Genomic DNA, 24,574 nt, shown 5'->3' on the forward strand with positions numbered 1-24,574 from the left:
AATCAGGTGTTTGTCCGGCAAAGATAATGGCTGCATGCATCATAGCCGGGGCCGCACGGCCCGAATGAACCGGCTGAGGTAATAATCAGACTCCAGACTGTTTTCGACAACGCCCAGCGAAGTCGACGCGTGAATAAAATCGACACCTTCTTCGTCGGCTACCGTCACCATTCCCACGTGGGTAATAGTGCGGCTGCCGGGCGAGCCCCCAAAAAATACTAAATCGCCGGGCTGTAAATCGGTGGATTTCACGGGGTCGCCCCACACGGCCTGCTCATTAGACGAGCGCGGAATAGTGACACCGGCCTCGCCAAAAGATAATTGCAGCAGGCCCGAGCAGTCGAGGCCCAGGCGCGTGGTGCCGCCGTATAGATAAGGAGTGCCCTGATAGGAGCGGGCGGCCTCAATCACGGAGGCCAGGGTGCCGGTGGCGCTGCCCGCGCGGGCGGGGCGCTTGGTTACCACTTTGGTTTTGGCACCGTTGGGGGTGGCCCTTACGACCTTAGATTTGCCGGTCGGGCTTACCCGGCCGCCCTTTTTCAGGCGCACCATTTCGCGGGCCGAGCGGTATTGGCCGTCGCGATAGTTAAGCTTGCGGTGGCAGCTGGCTAACAAGGTCAAAGTCATCAGCAGCAGCGGTAGTATCTTCGTTGTCACCCTCCCCATTGGCCGCAAAGATAGTTTACACGGCCTTTCTAGCTTTACCGCTCATGAATTTTAACGCTCTTACCTCCGAATTAATTGTTGCTTTCGAGGCTATCGTCGGCCCGGCGCACGTTCTCACCGCCCAGCGCGCCGATGCCACCGCCACCGCCGATGCCTACGCCGACTACGGCCGCGACCACACCGAAGACCTTCATTTTGCGCCCGATGTGGTGCTGCGCCCGGCCGATGCCGACGAAATAAGCCGGATTATGCGCCTGTGCCACGAGCACCGCATCCCCGTCACGCCGCGTGGGGCAGGTACGGGCCTGAGCGGCGGCGCGCTGCCGCTGCACCACGGCGTGGTGCTGAGCACCGAGCGGCTCAACAAAATAGTTCAGATTGACGAGCGCAACCTGCAGGCCACCGTGGAGCCCGGCGTGGTGAACGAGGCGTTTCAGAACGCCGTGAAGGAAGTGGGCCTGTTTTATCCGCCCGACCCGGCCAGCAAGGGCAGCTGCTTTCTGGGCGGCAACCTGGCCCACAGCAGCGGCGGCCCCAAAGCCGTGAAATACGGCACCACCCGCGACTACGTGCTGAATTTGCAAGTGGTGCTGCCCACCGGCGAAATCATCTGGACGGCCGCCAATACCCTCAAAAATTCCACCGGCTACAACCTTACTCAACTTATGGTGGGTTCGGAGGGTACGCTGGGCATTATCACCAAAGTGGTGTTCCGGCTCCTGCCGTTCCCGCAGCAGAATATTCTGATGTTGGTGCCCTTCCGGCAGGTAGCGCAGGCGGCGGAGGCAGTTTCGGCCGTGTTCCGGGCCGGCATCATCCCCTCGGGCATGGAGTTTATGGAGCGCGAAGCCATTGCCTGGTCTTCGGATTATTTGAAAATTCCGCTCACTCTGCCCGAGGATATTCAGGCCCACCTGCTCATCGAGCTCGACGGCCAGGACTTGGACCAGCTTTACAAGGAAGCCGAGCAGGTGTACGGTGTGCTGGAGCACTACGATGTGGGCGAAATCCTCCTCGCCGACACCGCTGGCCAGAAGGACGACCTGTGGAAGATTCGCCGCAACATCGGCAATTCGGTGCGCTATAATTCCGTGTATAAGGAAGAGGACACCGTGGTGCCCCGCGCCGAGCTGCCCACCCTGCTCAAAGGCGTGAAGGAAATAGGAGCCCGCTACGGTTTCAAAACCGTGTGCTACGGCCACGCCGGCGACGGCAACCTGCACGTCAACATCATCCGCGGCGAGCTGGACGACGAGATGTGGAACGTGGGCCTGCGCCAACCCATCTCCGAAATTTTCGAGCTCTGCGTAAAGCTCGGCGGCACCATTTCCGGCGAGCACGGCATCGGGCTGGTGCAGAAAGGCTACATCGGCATCGCCCTGAAGGAAGCTAATTTGAACCTGATGCGCGGCATCAAAGGCGTGTTCGACCCGAATGGGATTCTGAACCCGGGAAAGATTTTTTAACATCTTGATAGTAAACGCCTGTCATCCTGAGCGTAGCGAAGGATGACAGGCGTTTACTTCTCATTACAAGAGCTTTACGCCTGCACCGTCGGTAAAAGCTTTGGAGCTGCCCGCTTGTGCGTGGCCTGCTCATAGGCATAGCCCAGCGCCAACAGCAGCCCTTCCTGATAAGCCGACCCCACAAACGACAGGCCCACCGGCAGGCCCAGTACCTGCCCCATGGGCACGGTGAGGTGCGGGTAGCCCGCCATGGCCGCCGGCGACGAAAAATCGACGCCCGTCGAGTAATCGCCGTTCACCCAGTCGATGCACCAGGCCGGGCCGGTGGTCACGCCGATAATGGCGTTGAGCTGCTGGGTTTTCAGCAGGCCGTCGATGGCTTGGCGGGCTCCGGTCACGGTTTTTTGCACGGCAGCCTTGTATTTGGGGTTATTCAGCCCGTCGGTAGCTTCGGCCCGAATGAGGGTTTCCTGCTGGAAGAACGGCATGGCCTCGGCGGCGTGGGCCTTGTTGTAGGCGATGACATCGGCCAGATTTTTCATGCTGGCCCCAGCGTTGGCCAGGTATTTATTCACACCGTCCTTGAATTCATAGAGCAGCACATCAAATTCGGCCTCGCCCAGCGGGTTCACCAGCTTGTTCAGCTCTACTTCTACAATGGTGGCGCCCTGGGCCTTTAGCGCGGCCACGGCTTCTTTCAGCAGGGCAGCCACGGCGGGCGGGCCGTTGAGGTGGGATTTTTCCACGCCCAGGCGCTGGCCTTTCAGCGCATCCGGCTTGAGAAAAGCCGTGTAGTCGGTCAGATTGCCCTGGGGAATGGGCAGCCGGGCCGGGTCGGCGGGGTCGGGGCCGGCCAGCGCGCCCAGCAGGATAGCCGCGTCGCGCACGGTGCGGGCCATGGGGCCGGCCGTATCCTGCGTGCTCGAAATCGGGATGATGCCGCTGCGGCTCAACAGGCCCACCGTGGGTTTGAGGCCCACCAGGCCATTCACCGCCGCCGGCGATACCACCGAGCCATCCGTCTCGGTCCCAATGGCCACGGCACACAAATTGGCCGATGCTGCGGCTCCTGAGCCCGAGCTGCTGCCGCTGGTGCTGCGGTCCAGCGCGTAGGGGTTACGTGTTTGGCGACCCCGGCTGCTCCAGCCGCTCACCGAGTGCGAGGACCGGAAATTGGCCCATTCGCTCAGGTTGGTTTTGCCCAGCAGCACGGCCCCGGCGGCCCGTAGCTTCTGTACGATGAAAGCATCCTGCTTCGCTTTGTGCCCAATGAGTGCCGCCGCCCCGGCCGTGGTCATCATCTGGTCGCCGCTATCAATGTTGTCCTTAATAAGGACCGGAATGCCGTGCAGCGGGCCGCGCAGCTTGCCGGCCTTGCGCTCCTTATCGAGGCCGTCGGCAATGGTCAGGGCATCGGGGTTGGTTTCGATGACGGCGCGCAGCATCGGTCCGGCCTCGTTCAGGGCCTTGATGCGGGCCAGGTATTTTTCGCTCAGGCTGCGGGCGGTTTCGGTGCCTTTGACCATGCGGTCCTGCAAATCGGCCACAGTCAGTTCCTGCAGCTCGAAATTGTCGGCCACACCGGTACCAGCTAGTGTTTCCGCCGCCGGAGCGCCGGCGGGCGCATCAGCGGTGGGCTTGTCGGGAGTAGTCTGACAGGCCACGGCGGGCAGGAGGGCAGCCGTAAGGGCCACGCGGGTACTTTGGTTGAGGAAAAGTCGACGGTCCATAAAGCGCAAAAACAGAGTAGGGGAGTAGCGGCCAGCTGCCGCCGGGTGGCAATAATACTGCCCGCCGGGAGCCCGACAACTATCGCTGTACCAACAAGTTTCTGGCCGGGCGTTTTCGGGTCAAAACAAAAGCCAGTCCCGTGAGGAACTGGCTTTCGCTATACCAATATAATGAGGGCAATAGCCTTTGAATAGAGCAGCTTATTTCGCCTGCTGGTCTTTCAGCTTGTCCTCGCCGCCATAAGGCGTGCCGGCCTTGATATCGCCGCGCAGTCCGCCGTGGTCGGTGGTTTTGGGGGCACCGGTCTGGCTGTCGGTGGGTACTTCGCTGGCTTCCGTGGCCGTTTTGGCGGCACCGGTTATTTCGGCCGTTTTGGCGATGTAGTGCTGCTTGGCTTCTTCTTCCGAAACACCTTTAAACTGGTTCCAGGAGTCCCACTGGGCCTGCGAGAGGCCGGCGGGACCATTGGCCTGGTCGGCGGCGGTGGCGTCTACTTCGTCACTTTTCATGTTGACGTCGCCTTCGGTGGCCTGCTTATACAAGCCGTAAAGCTCGGTCATGTGCTGGGCGGCCACGTCGCCGGGGAGGTTGTTTACTTGCTGGGTAGCGGCCTGAAATTGCTCGTTGATGTCCATGGGGAGGGCTGAAAGAATGGTTGATTAATCGGTGCAAGGGGAGGAGTAGTCCGCCTGGCGGTGGGGAATAATGTTTTTTAGAAAGGTCGAATCAAAGGCAGGTTCGCCCACAAAATCCGCGAAATTCATTGAATCCAATAAATCCGCCGTTCAGACAATGGAGTTGTTTAGAAAGTCACAGAAAGTCCCCGAACGGTCATGCAGAGCGCAGCGAAGCATGACCGTTCGGGGACTTTCTAAACAGCTTCAATACCACGAGGCTGGCCTTTAGGTTGCGGGGTCGTACTTTTGCGGGCGACTATGTGTGGAATAACTGGAGTATTTGCCTTTACGGAAACAGGTCGTCAGTCGCTGGCCAACCTGCAAGCGTCTACCGACGCCATCATTCGCCGCGGCCCTGACTCGGAGGGCCACTTCGTCTACGACCAATGCGGTCTGGGCTTCCGCCGGCTGGCCATCCTCGACCTTTCGGCCGACGGCAACCAGCCGATGACCGACGCGTCGGGGCGCTATACCATTGTCTTCAACGGCGAGATTTTCAACTACCGCGAGCTACGCGAAAAGCTGATTAAGCGCGGCTGTACCTTTCATTCCCAGACCGATACGGAGGTTATTCTCCAGCTCTACATCATCGAGGGCCGCAGCTTTATCAAAAAGCTGAACGGCTTTTTTGCCTTCTCCATCTACGATAAGGAGGAAAATTCGCTGCTCATCGCCCGCGACCGGTACGGCGTGAAGCCCCTACTCATCTACCGCGACGAGGACAAGCTGTTTCTGGCTTCGGAGATGAAGTCCATGATGGCCCTGGGTGTGCCGCGCAAGCTCGATTTCGTGGCCCTGAGCCAGTATTTGCAGCTCAACTACATTCCCGGTCCCGCCAGCATTTTCAAGGGCGTGAAGAAGATGCTGCCCGGCCACTACCTGTATATCAAGAATAACAAGGTGGTGGGCAAGGCGTGGTATAAAATCCCCTACGACCCCAAAAAAGTCGCCAAAAACAAGCTCACCTACGAGCAGCAGCAGCACAAGCTGGTCGACCTGATGGACGGGGCCGTGCAGCGCCGCCTCGTGGCCGACGTGCCCCTCGGCGCCTTCCTCAGCGGCGGCATCGACTCTAGCGTGATTACCGCGCTGGCCGCCCGCCACACGCCGCACCTCAACACGTTCAGCATCGGCTTCAAAGACGAGCCCTTCTTCGACGAAACCAAGTACGCCAACCTCGTGGCCGCCCGCCACAAGACCAACCACACGGTTTTCTCGCTCACCAACGACGACCTCTACGAGCACATCCACAGCATGTTGGACTACCTCGATGAGCCATTTGCCGACTCCTCGGCTCTGGCCGTGTACATCCTCAGCCAACGCACCCGCCAGCACGTCACCGTGGCCCTGAGTGGCGACGGAGCCGACGAGATGTTCGGCGGCTACAACAAGCACATGGGCGAGTTCAAGGTGCGCCAGGGCGGCGTGAAGGCCGAGGCCGTCACGGCCCTGGGCTTCGTGTGGGACGCCCTGCCCAAGTCGCGCAATAGCTTCTTTGGCAACCGCGTGCGGCAGCTCCAGCGCTTCTCGCGCGGCATGACGGCCGGCGTGAAAGACCGGTACTGGGACTGGGCCAGCTTCGCCTCGGCCACCGATGCCAACACCCTGCTCAGCGCCGCCAGCCGCCGCAAAGTGGGCAAAAAAGCCGCCGCCAAGCGCCGCAAGGACATTCTGGAGCACCTGCACGCCGATGGCGACCTCAACGAGGTGCTGCTCACCGACATGAACCTGGTGCTGCCTTACGACATGCTCACGAAAGTGGACCTGATGAGCATGGCCAACTCCCTGGAAGTGCGCACGCCCTTCCTCGACTACAAAGTGGTCGATTTCGCCTTCTCCATCCCCGTCACCAGCAAGGTGGACGCCACGATGAAGAAGCGCATCGTGCAGGATGCCTTCCGCGCCGAGCTGCCCGTCGAACTCTACGACCGTCCCAAGCACGGCTTCGAAGTGCCCCTGCTGAAGTGGATGCGCGGCGAGCTGCGCAGCCTGATTGAGGACGACCTGCTGCGCGACGATTTCATCGAAGCCCAGGGCATTTTTGACGTGCAGGCCATCCGCGCCCTCAAAACGCAGCTGTTTTCGCGCAGCCCCGGCGATGTGCACGCCCGCATCTGGGGCCTCATCGTGTTCCAGACATGGTGGAAGCAGTACATGGCCTAATCCGCTGATGGCGAATATGCTCTGGCGCGTGCGCCATTGGTGGCACCAGGTGGGCCGGCCGCAACGGCTGGCCCTTTTGGTTGGCGTGCTGGTCACGCTGGCGCGCCTCAGCCTGATTGGAAAGGGCACCATGGCTTTTGTAGATGAGTCGCGCTACGTCAACGCCATGCTGGGCCTGCGCGCCCTCGGCGAAGGCCACGGGCAGGAGTTTCTGCGCTACATCAACTCCATGGGGGCCCGGCCCGGCGACGGCATCTGGCGAGCCATTCCGGGCCTGGGCCAGGCCATCCTGCTGCTGGTCTTTGACCTGAACCCCAATGCCCCGCCCTCGCTGCAAGTACCGCAGGCGTTCAACGTGCTCATCGTGAGCCTGAATGCGCTGCTGCTATACCGCATCTACCGCCGCTTTTTTAGTGTTGGCCTAGCGCTGCTGGGCCTCGCGCTGTATTCGAGCCTGGTAAATACCAACCTCTACCTGCGCCACCTGCTGCCCTACGACCATTCGCTGCTCTTCTTTTTACTGGCGCTTTTGGTGCTGCTTCGGCCTAAAGCGGCCGTCAGCTACAGGCTTCAGGCGCTGATAGGGCTGCTGGGTGGCCTCAGCTATGCCATTTATCCCGGCTACTTCATGGGCCCTATACTCTTAATGGCGCTGGTGTTGCTGGCTGGTTTTGGGGGTAAGAGCAATGATTGGCCGCGTTCTATAAAACTTGCTGTTATGCAGCTGGCCGGCCTTCTGGTGGTGCTATTGGCTTTTGAAGGCTTGGCGCGGCTGGGCCATACTTCGTACTGGGCCAGCAGCCGCTACATCGCTACTACGGTTACGCAGGGCAGCTTTGATGAGGGGTTTGTCTTCATTGGCAGCTACTTCCGGCAGGTGGAAGGCTGGCTCGGTATAAGCCTACTGGTGTTGTTCGGGGTGGGGTTGGGGCTTAGTGTGCGGTTATATTCATCAGCCAATGTTTCCGGTGCTGAACGAGGGCTGGCGCGCCTGCTCACGGCCGTTTTTCTGGTCTGGCTGGGCTATGCCTTGGTGGTGCAGGTGGGTCATAAGTTGGTGTTTTATGGCCGCACGCTGCACTTTTTTGTGCCCTTCATCATCATGGGCGCGCTGGTGGCGTTGCGCTCCGCTGGCCGCATGGTGCAGTCCCGCGCCTGGCTCTATTGGGGTAGTTGTAGCATTGCTTTAGGGCATTTCGGGGTTTTCCTGGTCGGCTACCTGGCCGTCGATTATCCCTGCGATGTCGCGTACCGGGCGGGCATCTTTGATTACCAGCAGATTGCCGCCAGCCTGGTGAGTGTGTGCGACGAGGACCTGATGGCCTACCGGCTATTCGGTCCGCGCCTCCGCAGCCAGCTAACGCAAAAGGACTCTACGCCCGCTTTTCAACTACTGAATTTCGCTTACCTCTATCCCGTCACCTGTTACCGTCCCGCGCATCTGCGCCCCGGAAAAGTTGTGGCCGATGTGCCTTACTTTATGAAGTACCCGGCATACCAATTTGAAGGCCACAGCGCCCGGCAGCGGACTATTCTGCAAAATTACGAAGTTGATTTTCAGATTATAACAAGTAATAATTGACTTATAATCAGTGGTTTAAGGATAATATTATCCTGCTTATTCTTTGGCATGAGGCTAAGCGGTGGCAGGGAGTTTCGGTGGCGTGGGCCGTAAAGGCCTAAATTTGCTCAATCAATTATTAATCTCTGCGCATTCCGCATCTTATGAAAATAGCAGTTGTAGGCACCGGCTACGTCGGTTTGGTAACGGGTACGTGCTTTGCCGAAGTAGGCATCGAGGTAACGTGCATTGATATCGACCAGAAAAAGATTGACAATCTCCACCAGGGCATTCTCCCGATTTACGAGCCGGGCCTGGAAGAAATGGTGACCCGCAACGTGGAAAAAGGGCGGTTGCACTTCTCCACCAACCTGGCTGAAGCCATCAAGGACTGCGACGTGGCCTTTATTGCCGTGGGCACTCCTCCCGGCGAAGACGGCTCGGCCGACCTGAAATACGTGCTGGCCGTAGCCAAAGGCATTGGCGAGCACATGAATAACTATTGCGTCATCGTCACGAAAAGCACGGTGCCTGTGGGCACAGCCGCCAAAGTGCGTGCCGAACTCGCGAAAGCTCTGGCTGCCCGCAACGCAGACATTGAGTTTGACGTCGCTTCCAACCCCGAATTCCTGAAGGAAGGTGCCGCCATCGACGACTTTCTGAAACCCGACCGCATTGTGGTTGGCATCGCTTCGGAGCGTGCCGAGGAAGTGATGAGCCGCCTCTACAAACCTTTTCTGCTCAACGGCCACCCGATTATCTTCATGGATATTCCGTCGGCCGAAATGACAAAATACGCGGCCAACTCCATGCTGGCCACCAAAATAAGCTTCATGAACGACGTTGCCAACCTGTGCGAAATCATGGGGGCCGACGTGAACATGGTGCGCCGCGGCATCGGCTCCGATGCCCGCATCGGCACCAAGTTCATCTACCCCGGCATAGGCTACGGCGGCTCCTGCTTCCCCAAGGACGTGAAGGCGCTCATCAAAACCGCCCAGGAAAATGGCTACGACATGCAGGTGCTCCGCGCCGTGGAAAGCGTGAATGAAGACCAGAAATCGGTGCTTTTCAACAAGGTCAGCAAGCACTTCGGCGGCGACCTGCGCGGCCTGAAAATTGCCATCTGGGGTCTATCCTTCAAGCCCAAGACCGACGACATGCGCGAAGCACCCTCACTGGTTATCATTGAGAAACTGCTGGCCGCCGGCTGCACTGTCACGGCCTACGACCCCGTGGCCATGCCCGAAGCCAAGCACTCGCTTGGTGACAGCATCACCTACGCCAAGGACGAGTTCGATGCGCTGATTGATGCCGACGCCCTGCTCATCGTGACGGAATGGCCCGAATTCCGGGTGCCCAACTTCAAAGTAGTGTCGCGCCTGATGAAGCAGCAGGTCATTTTCGACGGCCGCAACATCTACGAGCCCGCCGAAATGAAAGAGCTGGGCTTCGTGTACCACTGCATCGGCATCAAAACCGACCATAAGGAGCCAGCTGCTTAATTTTTTGATAATGGACCTAGATAGCCCGTCATGCTGAGCGGAGTCGAAGTATCTCTACTGCGAAAGCATTCATTTACTATTGCGGTAGAGATGCTTCGACTCCGCTCAGCATGACCGTTCTTTTAGCCTAACAACGATACTATGACCAATACTTCCGAAGAAAAAAAGCGCGTCCTCATCACCGGCGGGGCCGGTTTCCTGGGCTCACACCTCTGCGACCGATTCCTGAAAGAGGGCTACCATGTGGTGGCGATGGATAACCTGATTACGGGTTCCCTCCAGAACATCGAACACCTGTTTGGCCGGCCTGATTTTGAATTCCACCAAGCGGATGTGAGCAAGTTCGTATTCGTGCCCGGCAAGCTGGATTACATTCTGCACTTCGCTTCGCCGGCCTCGCCTATCGACTACCTCAAAATTCCAATTCAGACCCTGAAAGTAGGTTCGCTCGGCACGCACAACCTGCTGGGTCTGGCCCGGGTAAAAGGAGCCCGCATGCTCATCGCCAGCACGTCAGAAGTGTATGGTGACCCGGAAATTCACCCCCAGGTGGAGGAGTACTTTGGCAATGTGAACCCCGTCGGCCCCCGTGGCTGCTACGACGAGGCCAAGCGCTTCCAGGAAGCCATCACCATGGCCTACCACAACCACCACGGCCTGGAAACGCGCATCATTCGTATCTTCAACACCTACGGCCCGCGCATGCGCCTCGATGATGGCCGCGTGCTGCCGGCCTTCCTCTCACAGGCCCTGCGCGGCGAGAACCTGACCGTATTTGGCGACGGTTCACAAACCCGCTCGTTCTGCTACGTGGACGACCTCGTGGAAGGCATCTACCGCCTGCTGCTCAGTGACTATGCGCTACCCGTGAACATCGGCAACCCCGATGAAATCACCATCAAGCAGTTCGGCGAAGAAATTGCCCGCCTCACCGGCGTCGAGTTCAAGCCGACCTACCAAGCCCTGCCCGAAAACGACCCGATGAAGCGCAAGCCGGATATCACAAAGGCCAGAGAAATTCTGGGCTGGGAGCCCAAGGTGGACCGCGCCGAGGGCCTGCGCCGCACGCTGGAGTACTTTATGGAGCACGTCAAGTAGGGGGCGAAACCTCATCCCCGGCCCCGGTTCGCTTGATGCGCGAAGCCCTAGGAGAGGGGGGCTTAGTAGGGTCTTGCTACGGGGTGTGGATTGCCAAGCCAGCGCTGTGCTTTACAAGGGAGGTATTACTACCTTTGTGGCGTAGCAATGCCGGTATATTCGCGGGCTGAGCAGGACTGAACAAGCGACAGGCCGGTATAATCTTAGATTCTGTCGGTCTGCCGCTTCGCTTGTTTTAGGAGGAAACCCAGACGCAGGCGGGGAAGATGCTCAGGCTACGTGTACGGGCGAGACTGGCTTCAGGTACGGTCCGGCTACGGTGCAGCTACGGCGCAGCCAAATAGTACGCTGTAAGGATACAGCAGGGGTGGGCGAAGTGAAGCTATGTTTGAAAAATGTAAGAATAGTAACTTCCTGCTTTACCATCGAGACACCTTACCCATCGATACCTTTTCTCTGCACTCCGCTCAATATGGATAATCCTTTCCTCATCAACTTTCCCAAGCTCGGCGCGCCGGAGATTGGCTACATTTCCGTCACGGAGCAGCAGCAGCAGGTTCCCTTCGAAGTGAAGCGAATCTTCTGGACCTATTACACTCCTGAGAGCATCGTGCGGGGCCGCCATGCCCATCATGCTACCGAGCAGGTGCTGATTGCCGCTGCCGGGCGCATCATCGTCACCACCGAGCACGCCGACGGCACCATTCAAACCTTTCGGCTCGAAGACCCTAACGTAGGGCTGTACGTGCCGCCGCACGTGTGGCACACCATGCAATACTCGCACTCGGCGGTGCAACTGGTGCTAGCCTCGGCTCCTTACAACGAGGCCGATTACATCCGCAGCTACGACGATTTTCGGCGCATATGGCAGGGCAAATCGTAGCCGTCGATGCCGCGCTGGTAGCGGCGCGGGCTGAGATGTTGGCACTGCACTCGCCGACGCATTTTCTGCGTGAGCTACCCCAGGCCCTGCAACAGCAACGCTACGGCACCGGAGCTGCGTTGGCCTTTGGCCGTCAGCCCGGCGAGGAAGTGCTGCCGATGCCGGGCGCAGCCGGGCAGTGGCTGCTCCAGCATCTGGCCTGGGATTCCGATTATTTCGAAACGCCCACTTACCGCCTTTTTACTGGTTTGTTTGCTGATAATGAACGACTAGATGTAGCAAAGGCGGCGGTTGAGCTGCGACAGGAATTGGCCAGTCGCGGCCCGTACTATGCCTTCGGTGTGGTGCCGGCCGAAGACACCCGGCTGCTGCAAGCCCTGACCAGCGGTGGCTGGCAATTGATTGAAACCCGCCTGAATTTTTATTGCCCGGTGGCCTCCGCCGCGCTGCCACCGCCCGCCCCGGTGCGCCTGGCCCGGCCCGACGAAGCTGCCGCCATCGGCCGCATCGCCGCCGCCGCCCGCAATGACTACGACCGTTTCCACGCCGACCCGTGGTTTGGCCCGGCCCGTGCCGATGCCTTTCTGGCCCGCTACGCCGAGGCCGCCGTGGCCGGCACCTACGCCGATGCCGTGCTGCTGCCCGACGAGCCGGACTTGCCCGTGGATGCCTTCCTGGCCATCGGCGACGCGCCCGTCGAGGCTGGGGTGCCGGGCAGTGGCCACTCGCGGGTATTGCTCACTGCCGTTGGCCCGGCCAATCGGGGCTGGCACTTTAAGTTGGTAAGCGAAACCGTGCGCCGCGCCGCTGCCCTATCTTTGCCCTACGTTTTGATGACCACCCAGGCAACCAACAAAGCCGTGTTTCGCACCTGCGAAAAGCTAGGCTTCCGGCTCGGCAGCACGACGCACGTACTGGCGTGCAGTGGATAATTAAAAGGTTATGCACACCGGTAGTTAGCAGGCGTTTGGTCGGTCTGAGAGTATTTGTCAGCTTTCAAATTTAATGAGTTGTTATGCAAGTCCCTTTTCTCTCTTTTCAGCCGCAGCACGTTCCCATCCGCGAAGAAGTGTTGGCCGCCGTCGCCCGCGTGTACGACTCGTACTGGTACGTGCTGGGCGAAGAAGTAAAGCAGTTCGAAGCTGACTATTCAGCCTTCAGCGGTGCGAAGCACACCATTGGCGTGGCCAACGGGCTGGACGCGTTGGTGCTGGCGCTGCGGGCCTTGGAAATCGGGCCGGGCGATGAGGTAATTGTGCCTTCTAATACCTACATTGCTACCTGGTTGGCCGTTACGCAGGTTGGGGCCACGCCGGTGGGGGTGGAGCCCGACCCCGCCACGAGCAATCTCGACCCGGCGCTGATTGCCGCCGCCCTCACGCCTCGGACCCGCGCCATCATGCCGGTGCATTTGTACGGGCAAGCGTGTCGCATGACGGAAATCATGGCCCTGGCCGCTGCCCATAACCTGCACGTAGTTGAAGATAATGCTCAGGCCCAGGGCGCGACTTTTGATGGCCGCGTCACCGGTAGTTTCGGTATTCTTAACGGTACCAGCTTCTACCCCGGTAAAAACCTGGGGGCCCTGGGCGATGCCGGGGCCATTACCACCAACGATTCTGCCCTGGACCAGCGTGTGCGCGTGCTGCGCAACTACGGCTCACAGCAGAAGTACTACAACGAAGTGGTGGGCTACAACTCCCGCCTCGATGAGCTGCAAGCCGCCGTGTTGCGTACCAAGTTGACCCACTTGGCCGGCTGGACGGCCCAACGCCGCGAAGTAGCGGCCCTCTACGACCGCCACCTGGCCGGCATTGCCGGGCTGCGCCTGCCGCACACCGCTCCCGGTGCTACCCACGTGTACCACCTCTACGTGGTCCATCACGCCCAGCGCGAGGCCGTGCAGCAGCACCTGGCCAGTCAGGGCATTGGCACCCTCATTCATTATCCCGTGCCTGCCCATCGGCAGCAAGCCTACGCGGCCCTTGGCCTGCCTGCCGGTACGTTCCCCATCGCCGAAGAGCTAGCGGCTACCTGCCTGAGCCTGCCCATGTGGCCGGGCATGACCGAGGACCACGTGGCCGCCGTGGCCGCCGCATTGCGCTCATTTGCCAATTAAACAGTAGCGTTTATCGGCACCGGGCGAGCCGCCAGTTGCCGGGCGTTTAGCGGCGACAATTGGTAAATTATATCTTGATAAATGAGTAAGCTCTCCGTCATCGTCCCTTGCTATTTCAACGAGGACAATATCCCCGTCACGGTGCAGGAGTTGGTGGCTAACGAAGCCAATTTCCCCGCCGACGTCAGCTTCGAGTACGTGCTGGTGAACGACGGCTCCGGCGACGACACCATCGGGGCGCTGCAACGGGCGCAGGCCGCCTATCCCGGTAAAATCCGTATCGTCGATTTGGCCGCTAATGTAGGCTCCTACAACGCCATCGTGGCCGGCATGGCCCACGCCACCGGCGATTGCCAGGCCGTGATTACGGCCGATATGCAGGACCCGCCCGAGCTGATGGTGCAAATGTACGCGTACTGGCAAAAAGGTTTTAAGCTCGTCATCGGCAATCGGCAAGACCGCGAGGAAACCGGCCCCAGCCGGTGGTTCGCCCAGCTTTTTCATTGGCTGATGAAGCACCTGGCGCTGAAAAACATCCCCGACGGCGGTTTCGATTTCGTGTTCTTCGACCGGCAGGTGAGCCAGCAGGTGGTGGCCATGCAGGAGCGTAACTCCAACGTGTTTTACCTGATGGTGTGGCTGGGATTTCCCTACGTTAACATTCCTTACGTGCGGCGCAAGCGCGAAATCGGGAAATCGCGCTGGACGCTGAGCAAGAAAATAAAGCTGCTCATCGATTCGCTCCTTGCCTTCTCTTTCGTGCCGGTGCGGGCTATATCGGTGGTGGGCTTGGCCCTGGGTTTGGTGGCGCTCATTTACGGTTTCTACATCATTGCTCTCCGCTTCGTCAGTCCCAGCGAGCCGCAGGGCTGGACTACGCTCATGGTGGTGGTGCTCTTTGTATCAGCTTTTCAGATGGTGGCACTTGGTGTCATTGGCGAGTACGTGTGGCGCGGGCTGGATGCCGCCCGCCAGCGCCCACTCTACGTAGTGAAAGAAGTGTACGAAGTAGGTTAGAAAAACGTAGCATCAACAAGACTCGGTTTCATTTGCCCAGTTTTGCCCAGTAAGGTCACAGTCATTCAATACTACACGTTTGAAAATCGTGTAGAACAACAGAAAAAATCTTAGAAGTGATGAAAATCGATAGAAAGCTCGCGCTAAGTGCCAAGCCACTATATTTTAGCTAATAGCTGTCAGCTTTTATATTCATAACCAATTGATTACGCCGGTCTCATTGTTCGTTTAATTAGGGCTTAGCACTTACACCATTTATTTTATTGTCATACTTCAATCATCCAACTGATGACGATTTTCATAACACGTTTTCTTTTAGAGAAAATGGGTTTGTAGATGGATGCGTACGGCTTTATCATAACTGGACCGGTCGGTATACAAGTATTCTGTTGTATGGCGCTTTTTTTAGTGTTCAATCTTTTGATACACTGTTGCTTAACACTAAAGTGGCGCCTGTATTTTTTATAGTGCTTCTGATATTGAGCGCTTGGTTCTTGTTCTCACCACTTAATCACTGATGTTATGCGGTAGGTTTACGGGTTAAATTTACGTTTCTGCTGGTTATCATGCTGGATTTGTACACGGATTATCTCATCAGTTCGACGGGCCAAACGTCGGCCACGGGCCTCTCGCGCCTCTTCGACGGACAGCTTAGTCACGACCAGGTGACGCGCTGGTTGAGCAGCGTGTACCTGGATTCGCGCCAGGTCTGGGCCCACGCCAAACCGCTCGTTCGACGGGCCGAGCAGGCGCTGGAAGCGGCTGATTTCGCCGTGCTGGTGGTCGATGATTCGATTCTGGAAAAGGCCCACACCGGTGCCAACGCCCTGCTCTGTACGCATTACGACCACAGCCTGGGGCGGTATGTGAAAGGGCTCAATTTCGTGAGTCTGCTCTACGTCGCCGGCCCGCTCTCCGTGCCGATTGCCGTGGAGCTGGTCGAAAAAACACAGGCCGTAACGGACCCTAAAACGCAGAAAGTGAGCCAGAAAAGCCCGCTAACGAAGAATGAAATGCTCCGCGCCATGTTGCGCGTGGCCCTACCGGGGTGGCCCCAACAACAAGTGGCCTATCGCTACCTGCTGGCCGACAGCTGGTACGCCTCGGCCGAGAACATGAACCAGGTGCGCGAACTGGGCCACGATTTTATTTTTGCCCTACCCACCTCGCGCACCGTAGCCCGGAGCGAAGTGGGGCGCGGCAACGGCGAGTTTCAGGCCCTTGATACGCTGGTTTTCCCCGAGGGGCAGCCCCTGCGCGTCTGGCTGCGGGGCGTCGCGGAGGCGGTGCTCGTGGTCCGGCAAGTCTTTACCAACAAGGACGGCTCGCAGAGGGTGTTATATCTGGTGAGCAGCGATACAAGTTTGACCTGGGAACAAGTGACGATAATCTATCAGAAAAGGTGGAAAATTGAGGAGTATCACAAATCGCTCAAGCAAAACACGTCGATGGGCAAGTCGCCCACGAAAACCATCGGAACGCAGGCCAATCATTTCTTCTCTTCTATCCTGGCTTACATCAAGTTAGAGAAGATAACCCGGCAATTAGGCATCGGCCATTTTCGCCTCAAAGCCCAACTTTATTTGCGCGGACTCAAAGCCATGCACTACATGTTGACCAAATTGGCTGCGTAACATCAGGTTGTTAGACTACTAGTATAGTGCCCTTTTAAATTTTTACTTATAATCATAATGATTGCCGAATCCCCTTTCATAATGCCCTCAGTGTCTACTGCATTCCGTCTGTATTTGCGCTGTGTAATAGGAGTTTTTATCCTCGTTTTTACTGGACTGCTTTTGTTTGGTTACCAGGGGCCAATTCCATATGATTTTGATGCGTACGGATATTGGTACCTTGCATCTCACTTTAACGATACTGGTCATTTTTCACTACTTAGCTTTGATTCAAGTCTACGGGGTTACCTCTTTCCACTAATCTTGATGGTACCCAGAATAGTAGTAGCTCACGGAGGAATGACACCTTCCCTAATGAGCATTTTGTTAGGGTCGTTACAGGCTGCTTTACTTTTTGGCTGGGTACTTCCCGCTCTTTATAACGCTGTCCGACCCGGAAGCATATTTTCACCCAGAAGACGTATGTTTTTCGCTGCACTTGGCTTGTTTTTCTGGGGAGGTTACTTTAATTATACACTCTCTGATTTTCCGGCTATGCTCGCTTTTAGCGGAGCACTGTTGTTACTGATAAGTAGTCAGCTACGTCCTTGGAATCTATTGTTTGCGGGGATATTACTGGGAGCCGCTCTTAATTTTCGACCATTTTTTCTTGTCAGTATACCACCCATGCTACTGCTTGCGGGATGCCCCACCCATAAAACAATCGGCTGGGGTATCCGTCTGCGCAATATACTACTGTTAACAATTGGCATGGCTTTGCCCTTGCTGCCGCAGTGGCAAATAAATCGCATTAATTTTGGTCGTAATACTCCCTTAGTACTGGCACAAATCGCAGCAAAGGAAAGTAGTAATCTTACTCTATTACAGCTGGGATGGGGCTTGAAGATGCAAAAAGTTGAAACCGCTTTTGGTAGTGCGCCTGGCGCACGCAATGCATTGGTCATTTATCGAGACCCAAGGGCGGAGCAATTGTTAAGAGAGGCAGGTTACCAACAGACCGGTATTAAAGATGCCATATTTAAAAGCTTTGCCGAATACCTAAATGTGATTATATACCACCCAATTACAGCCGGGACCATCTACCTATCGCGGCTATTCAATGGGTTGGACCAACACCATAACACGCCTTATATCCGCCAGCCCATACAACAGTTTACGTGGCTAATGCCAACAGTCAATTATTCGATGTGGTTTGGGGTGTTATTGATACTCTGGAGATGCCGTACGAGGCTAAGGGCTATAAATCTTATTCAAACGATATCATTATTGGCGTGGCTCCTGCCTTGTATTATAGGATGTATAGTTGCTACTGAGAACCGCTTTTTGCTGCCTGCTCATCTGCTCTTATACGCAGTGCTATGCTTCGAGTGGCGTGCCGTGTTAGGCAGATGGCGAGAGCAGAATTGGCTGACTATTGGAATAGCTTTCGGGGCTTATGCTGGATTTGTTACCATTTGCTTTGCCTTTTCTTGGGCTATACATCGACAGCAATTTCTTATTTTCGTGTGAGTGGTAAACACTGGTGTGGCTAGTTTACTTGTGTCAGCATCACGTACATCCGCTGCAAGTACAATATTGGCGAGTCGCGGTAGACCCTTCCTGAAATAATCAAGTTGCTGGTTGATTAGCTGTTAACCTTCTCCTTTGTACTCATTTGCGCCATTTCAGTGTTGGGCCTCATCTTAGGAGCTGTGGCCTTGTTCCACTCTACCCTACTAAAAATTTGTAAGTGTCCCAACAGCGTCTGAAGCCACTTTTATTCAGTTTGTGTTCGCCTTCGGTTCATTCCGAAAAAGCCTCTAAAGGCTGAAAATCGAAGTTGAATGAGAGGCCGCGAGAGGCTTCGAAAAAATAGTAGTGTAGAGTGGCCTTGTTCTACGGCCTCCATATTATCGCTCTCAAAATTGCCAATCCTAACGAGCCCGCCGGCTGGACTACGCTCATTGTGGTGCTGCTTTTCGTATCGGCTTTCCAGATGGTGGCGCTGGGGGGGATTGGTGAATACGTGTGGCGCGGACTGGACGCTGCCCGAAAGCGGCCGCTATATGTAGTGCGGGCAGTGAGCGGTCCGAATCAGAACAAATAAGCATCAATGAATACTAATGAATACTACTACTGAAAGACAAGTGCCAGGAACTGCCTTGAAAGGCCAGTATTTTCCTGTTCTGACCGGCGTGCGGGCAATAGCCGCATACATGGTGTTTCTGTCGCATGATAATCCCTTTAACAGCGTTGGTCCCAAAAGCCTATTTCACGACGGCCTCTTCCACTTTTTTAGCGCGCTATCCATTGGGGTTTCCGTATTCTTTGTGCTGAGCGGATTCCTAATTACCGTTCGCTACGAGCAGAATATTGAGTTGAGTTGGAAATGGGCCCGGCGGTATTTGCAAAATCGGGTGGCCCGAATTTACCCTATGTACTTTCTGGTAACCATCGCGACTCTGATTGGGACAATTATAAATGCTGGGTACGACCCCTCACGCTTGTGGAAGTTTTATAATTTAAAAGATAAGTTCTTGGTTGTCTTTTTGAACCTCACCTTCCTGCGTGGTTTTTTCGACCGTTATCGGTTCACGATGGCAGGCCAGGGCTGGTCGTTGACGGTGGAGGAATGTTTCTACCTGAGCGCGCCATTTCTGCTGCTGGGGCTGAGGCGGAATCGGTGGCGGCTAGTGTTTTACCCAGTTATGCTCTTCGGGATTGGCATATTGCTGGTCGCAGTAGGCAGTAATTTCCCCGGGCAATTGCTTGGCTTTTTTGGCTCTGTCAAATTCATGCTTGACTGGACTTTCTTTGGGCGGTGCCTGGAGTTCTTGGCTGGTATGGGCATGGCATTGTACCTGCGCAAGTATCCCGTGCAAGAAAAAAAAGGAGGACTTATTACTGTCTTGGGTATTATCTGGATGGCCCTCTGTATGGGTGCCATTTGCTTTTTTGAACGTAATACGCCCTACGCAACTGCCGTATGGCATATGGACAACTACAGTTCGTTTTTAGTTAGGAATGCTATTCTGCCCGGTGGCATCGTGCTGTTCTTGTGGGGGCTGCTTCACGAACAGAACTGGATGAGACGTATTCTGGAAACCCCACTGTTCGACTTGTTGGGAAAAAGCTCGTATTCTTTCTACCTCATCCATGTGGGCGTTCTTGACTTCCTGCTGAATGATTACATCACGCACAATATTTTAGGCAAATTTATCATTATCAATCTAGTTGCCATTCTGCTTTACCGGTTTGTCGAGCACCCGATGCATCTACTACTAAGGGTGCAACCCAAATTGTCGCTAAATTCGGATTAACTTGGGGTGCAACCCAAATTGTCGCTATGCCTGCCTGAGTGGGTTGCAGGGTTCAATGTGTTGTCGTACCAAGTGCCACCGATTACTCATCGCGCAAACGCGCAGGGTCAAGACCCGCTGTGCGCCGTTGTTGCTCCAGCGTTGCCCCGCCCGCTTTAAGCGCCGTTGCATCACCGTGCGGTGAGCGGATTCGATGGCCCCCGAGCCAATCAACAACCCGCGTTCGCGGTACGATTTATAATCCATCCGGTCGCGGTTTGATTGCAGGTACGCACCGACGGAATGGCGCAAGGCAGGGGCTATTTTCAACTGCTGGAGGTTTGTCAATAATTCGTCTAACTTACTATCTAATAGTAATTTGCGTTGTATATCAAACCAGTCGGCAGCCGCTTGTCCGGTCCCAAGACCCGCCTTTCCGGCTTGGCCAATGTGTTCCATGGCGTGGTAGAGGTCCAAAATCAGCGTTGCCTGCGGACACGTTTTTTTCATCAGCTGACGCAGCCACAGCGCCCCGTCGCTGATAAAAACCAGGTCGCGCCCCCGGCCGTTGTAGGGGGCGAGTTGCGTCGCTAATTTGATCCCAAACGCCGCCGCATTCCCTAGATGGTCCACAAAAACGGATGAGGCAATGTGCCCGCCCCGCTCCTCTACGGCGCTCGTTTGCAGGGCTGTAGCCGCAAATATGCGGCCCAGTTTCACTTCTTTGTAGCCTTCGTCAGTCAGCAGCATGGCCCCGTCCGCCTGCGCGTAGACGACCCCCACGGCGGCGGCATCGTCGGCGGCCAGGTCTATAGCGTCGGCGATGGCCCCGCCGTAAAAGTGCGTCAGGCGGTCAATTTGGCTGGCCCCCACGGATAGGCCCAGCAACATTTCGACCAACGCGGCGGCCTGTTGATAGACCTCGAATTGCCCCAAAAAAACCAGTTTCTCCTGTAGGTAGGGGCTGATGCCAAACCCGTTCGGATGATGGCTAAATGCCTGATTGTTCGCTATATGAATCTGACCAAAGCGGGTCGTTATCTTTTTTTACGGCGGTCAGCCGGCACAACGCCGACGTTGCGCTCCAACACTTGACGGCCCAAATCCATCCAGATGGCTTCAAAGGATTTCTCGTAACCGTAAAACGTCGGCTGGATCGCAAGCGCCTGCAAATCGTCGTATTTTTACTCGGCCAATGCCAGATATTCAGCCTTGCTCATGGTGGGGGTAGGTGCTGTTGTCATGACACAAGTTAAGGGTGCAACCCAAATTGTTGCTTTCACCCTTCGGCAATAGTGCCGGATTTACCTTGTTATCGGCCCAGGCACCAACGGTGGTCCATTCAGCGTTACGCGCAGGGTTGGCAATGCGACAATTTGGGTTGCACCTCCCGAATTCGACACAACCATAAAGCGGTCCATATTAGATGGGGTGTAATTCAAAACTACGCGCTGCCCTTTTCATGAGTCATCGGCCCTTGCCTCTGGGCTCCACTGAGGGCATCAGACACCAGCCCGAATTTCTGCTTGGCGGTGGCAGCGCGTAGTTTTGAATTACACCCTATTAGATGCGTAACTTTGTCTTTTATATCTCTGAATAATACACTGCAGCCAGACATTCGCTTCGTTGCGGTGTATTCTCACTTAGGTTTCGTTTATGCAAAAAAAAGCAACTGTCATACATGTGGCAATAGCCTTCGATGAAGGGTACGTTACGCCCGTGTATGTACTGCTGACATCTGTTTTTCGCAACAACCAGGATTGCCCAATCCAGGTGCATGCCATTGCTACTGATGTGCCAGCGGCTGAAAAAGCAAACCTGGTGGCCTATGCCCGGCAGCAAGGGGGCGACATGCATTTTTATGATATTAGCCCGGAGGTGATGTATGGCTTCCCGGTACCTGGCCCTGACGAGCCGGAAGCCTACATAACATTAGCGGCTTATTATCGCCTGTTTTTTCCGCGTTTGATACCCCAAGATATTGAACGGCTGCTGTACCTCGACGTAGACATGCTCGTAATTGGCAGTTTACGGGAGGTATGTGAAACCGACCTTGGCGAGGCTGTCGTTGGGGCCGTGATGGAGGCAGAGGTACCCCTACGCGCTGAAATTGGAATAAACCGGCTCGAGGATTATTTCAACTCGGGTATGCTGCTCATGGATATGCCTAAGTGGCGTGACCAATTGATTACCGAGCAGGCAATACAGGTGATTATTACCCAGGCCGAAAAGTTGTTGTACCACGACCAGGATGCACTGAATGTAGTGTTCAATGGGGGTTGGCATCGGCTTGATAGTCGCTACAACCTCATGAAAGCATACATTCCACATGACCTTCCAAAGCGAGAATACCGAAAGTTTCTGGCCGATAAAATTATCATTCATTACAATGGCCGCAATAAGCCCTGGCACCGCGCCTGCGAAAATAAGCTCCGCTTTCTGTATTCGGAGTACCTTTGGCAGTCACCCAGCGCCAAAGCCGGGCAATTCATTATGAAAACGATTACCCGGCAAGGCATGGTGAACCTGTTGTATAGCAGGGCTTTGGAAACGTACTTCAACTACCCGGAGGTGGGCCAAGCATGGCGGAAGCTAAAGGCTGCGCTAGGACGGTAGCAAAATGTGAAAAGTAACTAACCCATTTTTTACCCAAAGCGTACTAATTATTTTGACTCCTGGCTGACCTGCTCGCGGTTTTTATAAAACATGAAGATTCCCTTTCTTTCCTTTACGCCCCAGCACGCTCCCATCCGGGAAGAAGTCCTGGCGGCCATAGCAACTGTCTATGATTCGCAATGGTATGTACTTGGCCAGCACGTGCGGGATTTCGAAGCTGCTTACGGCGCTTTTTCTGGTGCCCGCTACTGCATTGGAGTTGCAAACGGTCTTGATGCGCTGCATATGTCGTTAGTGGCACTGGGTATTGGTCCCGGCGATGAAGTAATCGTGCCATCCAATACCTATATTGCCACTTGGTTGGCCGTCTCGTATGTCGGTGCCACGCCTGTACCGGTAGAGCCGGACCCGACTACTTACAACATTGACCCTCGCCGGATTGAGGCGGCCATTACGGCACGCACCCGAGCTATCATGCCAGTTCATTTATATGGGCAGGCTTGTGAGATGACACAGATTATGGAAATTGCTCGGCGGCACAATCTGCTCGTAATTGAGGACAATGCCCAGGCACAGGGAGCCACTGCTCATGGAGGCCTGACGGGCAGCTTTGGCCACGCCAATGGAACCAGCTTTTATCCTGGAAAAAATCTGGGAGCCCTGGGTGATGCCGGCGCTATTACCACTAACGACGAAGCCCTGGCCCAAAAAATTCAGACGCTGCGCAACTATGGGTCCCAGCAGAAATATTATAATGAAGTCATCGGCTACAACTCCCGACTGGATGAGCTGCAGGCCGCAGCCTTAATGGTAAAACTGAAACATCTGCCCGAATGGACTCGTCAGCGCCAACAAGTAGCCCGCTGGTATGACGAGCAACTAGGAGGCATTGACGATTTGCAATTACCCGTTACTGCACAAGGCAGCACCCACGTCTTTCACCTCTACGTAGTGCGGACCTCCCGGCGTGATGCGCTTCAACAGCATCTTATTACATCGGGGGTTGGTACACTCATTCATTACCCGGTCCCTCCGCATTTACAACAGGCCTACGCGCACATGGGCATTGCCAAAGGCACTTATCCCATTGCAGAAGAACTGGCAGATACCAGCTTAAGCTTGCCTATGTGGCCAGGAATGACTGAAGAGCATGTGGCAACTGTGGCCGCAAGTATTCGCAGTGTGTTATAGGCATATGGCCCTCAAACAATTCTTCTGCGTTGATTGGGGTCTGCATGGATGGGATATCTTGGGCGAATTAGCGGGTGCAACCCAAATTGTCGCATTGCCAGCCCTGCGCGTAACGCTGAATGGGCCACCGTTGGTGCCTGGGCCGATAACAAGGTAAATCCGGCACCATTGCCGAAGGGTGGAAGCGACAATTTGGGTTGCACCCGAATTAGCTATAGTTTTTACATCATGCAACTAGTTATCCTGGTCACCCTCGATACAGTTTGGGCAAGAGGGCTTTTGCCACGGGATGCTATATGGGTAATGCCATTGGTATTGCTTGTGAATCTACTCTCCGCTGTCATAATGTATGAAGTAGTCGAAAAGCGAATGTATAAGCACCTGCTTATGCTATTTGTTCCTGCAAAGCTTGAAGCTAAATATTTATAAGAGTTCGGTGGAGTAGCTCTTTTTTTCGTTTTTACTAACTTATAGGTGTATTTCTGATTCTAAAGAAATTTAATCGATTTTAATGCTCGTAAGTACACAAATTTAAAATTTTCTGATGTCTAAACCTCATATTATAACTTTATCTAACATTGGTTCAACCGATATTGGACAACTAGTAGTTGCTGAGGGTGATAATTTGCCGTTTTCGATAAAACGTGCTTACTGGACCTTCGGAGTTCCGTCTAATAAAGTCCGTGGACACCATGCACATTACGAGTTGGAGCAGCTCATCGTCGCATTAAGCGGTGTCCTTGAAATGACGGTTGAAACGCCTGACCGATTACGTCATTCCTTTGTTCTCGACAACCCTGACAAGGTGCTCTATATTCCTCGTATGTGCTGGCGCGAAATAAAATTTGGCCCGGATGCCGTGTTGCTGTGCCTGGCCTCCATGGAATACGCGGAATCAGATTATATCCGCAGCTACTACGAATACGCGAAGCTAGTTGAAAATAATATGCTTTAGATTTTGAAATGAAT

Annotated in this window: 19 protein-coding genes and 1 pseudogene; 16 read left to right on the forward strand and 4 right to left on the reverse strand. The window is 55.4% G+C overall.

What is annotated here, in order from left to right; genetic code table 11:
• Positions 1-39: 39 nt before the first annotated feature.
• A complete protein-coding gene (locus KQ659_RS05220; RefSeq protein ID WP_216689983.1) occupies positions 40-627 on the reverse strand; it encodes a C40 family peptidase in 588 nt (195 codons plus the stop codon).
• 83 nt (positions 628-710) lie between these two features.
• Here KQ659_RS05220 and KQ659_RS05225 point away from each other — a divergent pair, with 83 nt between their 5' ends.
• The gene (locus tag KQ659_RS05225; RefSeq protein ID WP_216689982.1) at positions 711-2,132 is read left to right on the forward strand and encodes an FAD-binding oxidoreductase; all 1,422 of its coding nucleotides are present in this window, start codon (positions 711-713) and stop codon (positions 2,130-2,132) included.
• A 74-nt stretch (positions 2,133-2,206) separates the two neighbouring features.
• Here the strand turns inward: KQ659_RS05225 and KQ659_RS05230 are convergent, their stop codons facing one another.
• Positions 2,207-3,862, reverse strand: a complete 1,656-nt coding sequence (locus KQ659_RS05230; protein WP_216689981.1) for an amidase — start codon at positions 3,860-3,862, stop codon at positions 2,207-2,209.
• 201 nt (positions 3,863-4,063) lie between these two features.
• Positions 4,064-4,498, reverse strand: coding sequence for an acyl-CoA-binding protein (locus KQ659_RS05235; protein ID WP_216689980.1), 435 nt, complete (start codon positions 4,496-4,498; stop codon positions 4,064-4,066).
• Between the two features lie 300 nt (positions 4,499-4,798).
• On the opposite strand from KQ659_RS05235, the gene asnB reads away from it, so the two are divergent.
• The 12 genes from asnB (at position 4,799) to KQ659_RS05295 (ending at position 19,819) form a co-directional block, all read left to right on the forward strand.
• Positions 4,799-6,703, forward strand: coding sequence for an asparagine synthase (glutamine-hydrolyzing) (asnB, locus tag KQ659_RS05240; RefSeq protein ID WP_216689979.1), 1,905 nt, complete (start codon positions 4,799-4,801; stop codon positions 6,701-6,703).
• A 7-nt stretch (positions 6,704-6,710) separates the two neighbouring features.
• On the forward strand, positions 6,711-8,285 hold the full coding sequence (locus KQ659_RS05245; protein ID WP_216689978.1) for a hypothetical protein: 1,575 nt from the start codon (positions 6,711-6,713) through the stop codon (positions 8,283-8,285).
• A 143-nt stretch (positions 8,286-8,428) separates the two neighbouring features.
• Positions 8,429-9,769: a UDP-glucose dehydrogenase family protein gene (locus tag KQ659_RS05250; protein ID WP_216689977.1), complete on the forward strand. Its 1,341-nt coding sequence runs from the start codon at positions 8,429-8,431 to the stop codon at positions 9,767-9,769.
• A gap of 141 nt (positions 9,770-9,910) precedes the next feature.
• Entirely contained in the window at positions 9,911-10,867 is a 957-nt protein-coding gene (locus KQ659_RS05255; protein WP_216689976.1) for a UDP-glucuronic acid decarboxylase family protein, read from the forward strand.
• Positions 10,868-11,339: 472 nt separating this feature from the next.
• Complete coding sequence (locus KQ659_RS05260; RefSeq protein WP_216689975.1) at positions 11,340-11,750, forward strand: sugar 3,4-ketoisomerase; 411 nt, start codon at positions 11,340-11,342, stop codon at positions 11,748-11,750.
• Positions 11,732-12,682: a GNAT family protein gene (locus KQ659_RS05265; RefSeq protein WP_216689974.1), complete on the forward strand. Its 951-nt coding sequence runs from the start codon at positions 11,732-11,734 to the stop codon at positions 12,680-12,682. Before KQ659_RS05260 ends, KQ659_RS05265 begins: the two co-directional genes overlap by 19 nt.
• Before the next feature lie 83 nt (positions 12,683-12,765).
• The gene (locus KQ659_RS05270; protein ID WP_216689973.1) at positions 12,766-13,869 is read left to right on the forward strand and encodes a DegT/DnrJ/EryC1/StrS family aminotransferase; all 1,104 of its coding nucleotides are present in this window, start codon (positions 12,766-12,768) and stop codon (positions 13,867-13,869) included.
• 81 nt (positions 13,870-13,950) lie between these two features.
• The gene (locus KQ659_RS05275; protein WP_216689972.1) at positions 13,951-14,886 is read left to right on the forward strand and encodes a glycosyltransferase family 2 protein; all 936 of its coding nucleotides are present in this window, start codon (positions 13,951-13,953) and stop codon (positions 14,884-14,886) included.
• Between the two features lie 566 nt (positions 14,887-15,452).
• Entirely contained in the window at positions 15,453-16,520 is a 1,068-nt protein-coding gene (locus KQ659_RS05280; RefSeq protein ID WP_216689971.1) for an IS701 family transposase, read from the forward strand.
• A 57-nt stretch (positions 16,521-16,577) separates the two neighbouring features.
• Entirely contained in the window at positions 16,578-18,029 is a 1,452-nt protein-coding gene (locus KQ659_RS05285; RefSeq protein ID WP_216689970.1) for a hypothetical protein, read from the forward strand.
• A 355-nt stretch (positions 18,030-18,384) separates the two neighbouring features.
• Positions 18,385-18,606 carry a hypothetical protein gene (locus KQ659_RS05290; protein WP_216689969.1) on the forward strand — a complete coding sequence of 74 codons (222 nt, stop codon included), beginning with the start codon at positions 18,385-18,387 and terminating at the stop codon, positions 18,604-18,606.
• A gap of 16 nt (positions 18,607-18,622) precedes the next feature.
• On the forward strand, positions 18,623-19,819 hold the full coding sequence (locus tag KQ659_RS05295) for an acyltransferase family protein (protein ID WP_216689968.1): 1,197 nt from the start codon (positions 18,623-18,625) through the stop codon (positions 19,817-19,819).
• 24 nt (positions 19,820-19,843) lie between these two features.
• Here KQ659_RS05295 and KQ659_RS05300 read toward each other — a convergent pair.
• A pseudogene (locus KQ659_RS05300) lies at positions 19,844-21,042 on the reverse strand (ISLre2-like element ISRsl1 family transposase).
• 412 nt (positions 21,043-21,454) lie between these two features.
• Here KQ659_RS05300 and KQ659_RS05305 point away from each other — a divergent pair.
• The 3 genes from KQ659_RS05305 to KQ659_RS05315 all read left to right on the forward strand — a co-directional run bounded on the left by KQ659_RS05305 (position 21,455) and on the right by KQ659_RS05315 (position 24,560).
• Positions 21,455-22,414: a glycosyltransferase family 8 protein gene (locus KQ659_RS05305; RefSeq protein WP_216689967.1), complete on the forward strand. Its 960-nt coding sequence runs from the start codon at positions 21,455-21,457 to the stop codon at positions 22,412-22,414.
• 90 nt (positions 22,415-22,504) lie between these two features.
• Positions 22,505-23,605 carry a DegT/DnrJ/EryC1/StrS family aminotransferase gene (locus KQ659_RS05310; protein ID WP_216689966.1) on the forward strand — a complete coding sequence of 367 codons (1,101 nt, stop codon included), beginning with the start codon at positions 22,505-22,507 and terminating at the stop codon, positions 23,603-23,605.
• A 544-nt stretch (positions 23,606-24,149) separates the two neighbouring features.
• Complete coding sequence (locus tag KQ659_RS05315; RefSeq protein WP_216689965.1) at positions 24,150-24,560, forward strand: sugar 3,4-ketoisomerase; 411 nt, start codon at positions 24,150-24,152, stop codon at positions 24,558-24,560.
• The last annotated feature ends 14 nt before the right edge of the window (positions 24,561-24,574 follow it).

This window comes from Hymenobacter siberiensis, assembly GCF_018967865.2.
Lineage (GTDB): Bacteria > Bacteroidota > Bacteroidia > Cytophagales > Hymenobacteraceae > Hymenobacter > Hymenobacter siberiensis.

What these genes read in the sequence shown, in the direction of transcription:
- KQ659_RS05305 (WP_216689967.1), top strand. Translation starts at nt 21,455, where the DNA reads ATGCAAAAAAAAGCAACTGTCATACATGTGGCAATAGCCTTCGATGAA.
- KQ659_RS05280 (WP_216689971.1), top strand. Translation starts at nt 15,453, where the DNA reads ATGCTGGATTTGTACACGGATTATCTCATCAGTTCGACGGGCCAAACG.
- KQ659_RS05315 (WP_216689965.1), top strand. Translation starts at nt 24,150, where the DNA reads ATGTCTAAACCTCATATTATAACTTTATCTAACATTGGTTCAACCGAT.
- KQ659_RS05275 (WP_216689972.1), top strand. Translation starts at nt 13,951, where the DNA reads ATGAGTAAGCTCTCCGTCATCGTCCCTTGCTATTTCAACGAGGACAAT.
- KQ659_RS05285 (WP_216689970.1), top strand. Translation starts at nt 16,578, where the DNA reads ATGATTGCCGAATCCCCTTTCATAATGCCCTCAGTGTCTACTGCATTC.
- KQ659_RS05220 (WP_216689983.1), bottom strand. Translation starts at nt 627, where the DNA reads ATGACTTTGACCTTGTTAGCCAGCTGCCACCGCAAGCTTAACTATCGC.
- KQ659_RS05270 (WP_216689973.1), top strand. Translation starts at nt 12,766, where the DNA reads ATGCAAGTCCCTTTTCTCTCTTTTCAGCCGCAGCACGTTCCCATCCGC.
- KQ659_RS05295 (WP_216689968.1), top strand. Translation starts at nt 18,623, where the DNA reads ATGAATACTACTACTGAAAGACAAGTGCCAGGAACTGCCTTGAAAGGC.
- asnB (WP_216689979.1), top strand. Translation starts at nt 4,799, where the DNA reads ATGTGTGGAATAACTGGAGTATTTGCCTTTACGGAAACAGGTCGTCAG.
- KQ659_RS05245 (WP_216689978.1), top strand. Translation starts at nt 6,711, where the DNA reads ATGGCGAATATGCTCTGGCGCGTGCGCCATTGGTGGCACCAGGTGGGC.
- KQ659_RS05235 (WP_216689980.1), bottom strand. Translation starts at nt 4,498, where the DNA reads ATGGACATCAACGAGCAATTTCAGGCCGCTACCCAGCAAGTAAACAAC.
- KQ659_RS05225 (WP_216689982.1), top strand. Translation starts at nt 711, where the DNA reads ATGAATTTTAACGCTCTTACCTCCGAATTAATTGTTGCTTTCGAGGCT.
- KQ659_RS05265 (WP_216689974.1), top strand. Translation starts at nt 11,732, where the DNA reads ATGGCAGGGCAAATCGTAGCCGTCGATGCCGCGCTGGTAGCGGCGCGG.
- KQ659_RS05255 (WP_216689976.1), top strand. Translation starts at nt 9,911, where the DNA reads ATGACCAATACTTCCGAAGAAAAAAAGCGCGTCCTCATCACCGGCGGG.
- KQ659_RS05230 (WP_216689981.1), bottom strand. Translation starts at nt 3,862, where the DNA reads ATGGACCGTCGACTTTTCCTCAACCAAAGTACCCGCGTGGCCCTTACG.
- KQ659_RS05310 (WP_216689966.1), top strand. Translation starts at nt 22,505, where the DNA reads ATGAAGATTCCCTTTCTTTCCTTTACGCCCCAGCACGCTCCCATCCGG.
- KQ659_RS05250 (WP_216689977.1), top strand. Translation starts at nt 8,429, where the DNA reads ATGAAAATAGCAGTTGTAGGCACCGGCTACGTCGGTTTGGTAACGGGT.
- KQ659_RS05260 (WP_216689975.1), top strand. Translation starts at nt 11,340, where the DNA reads ATGGATAATCCTTTCCTCATCAACTTTCCCAAGCTCGGCGCGCCGGAG.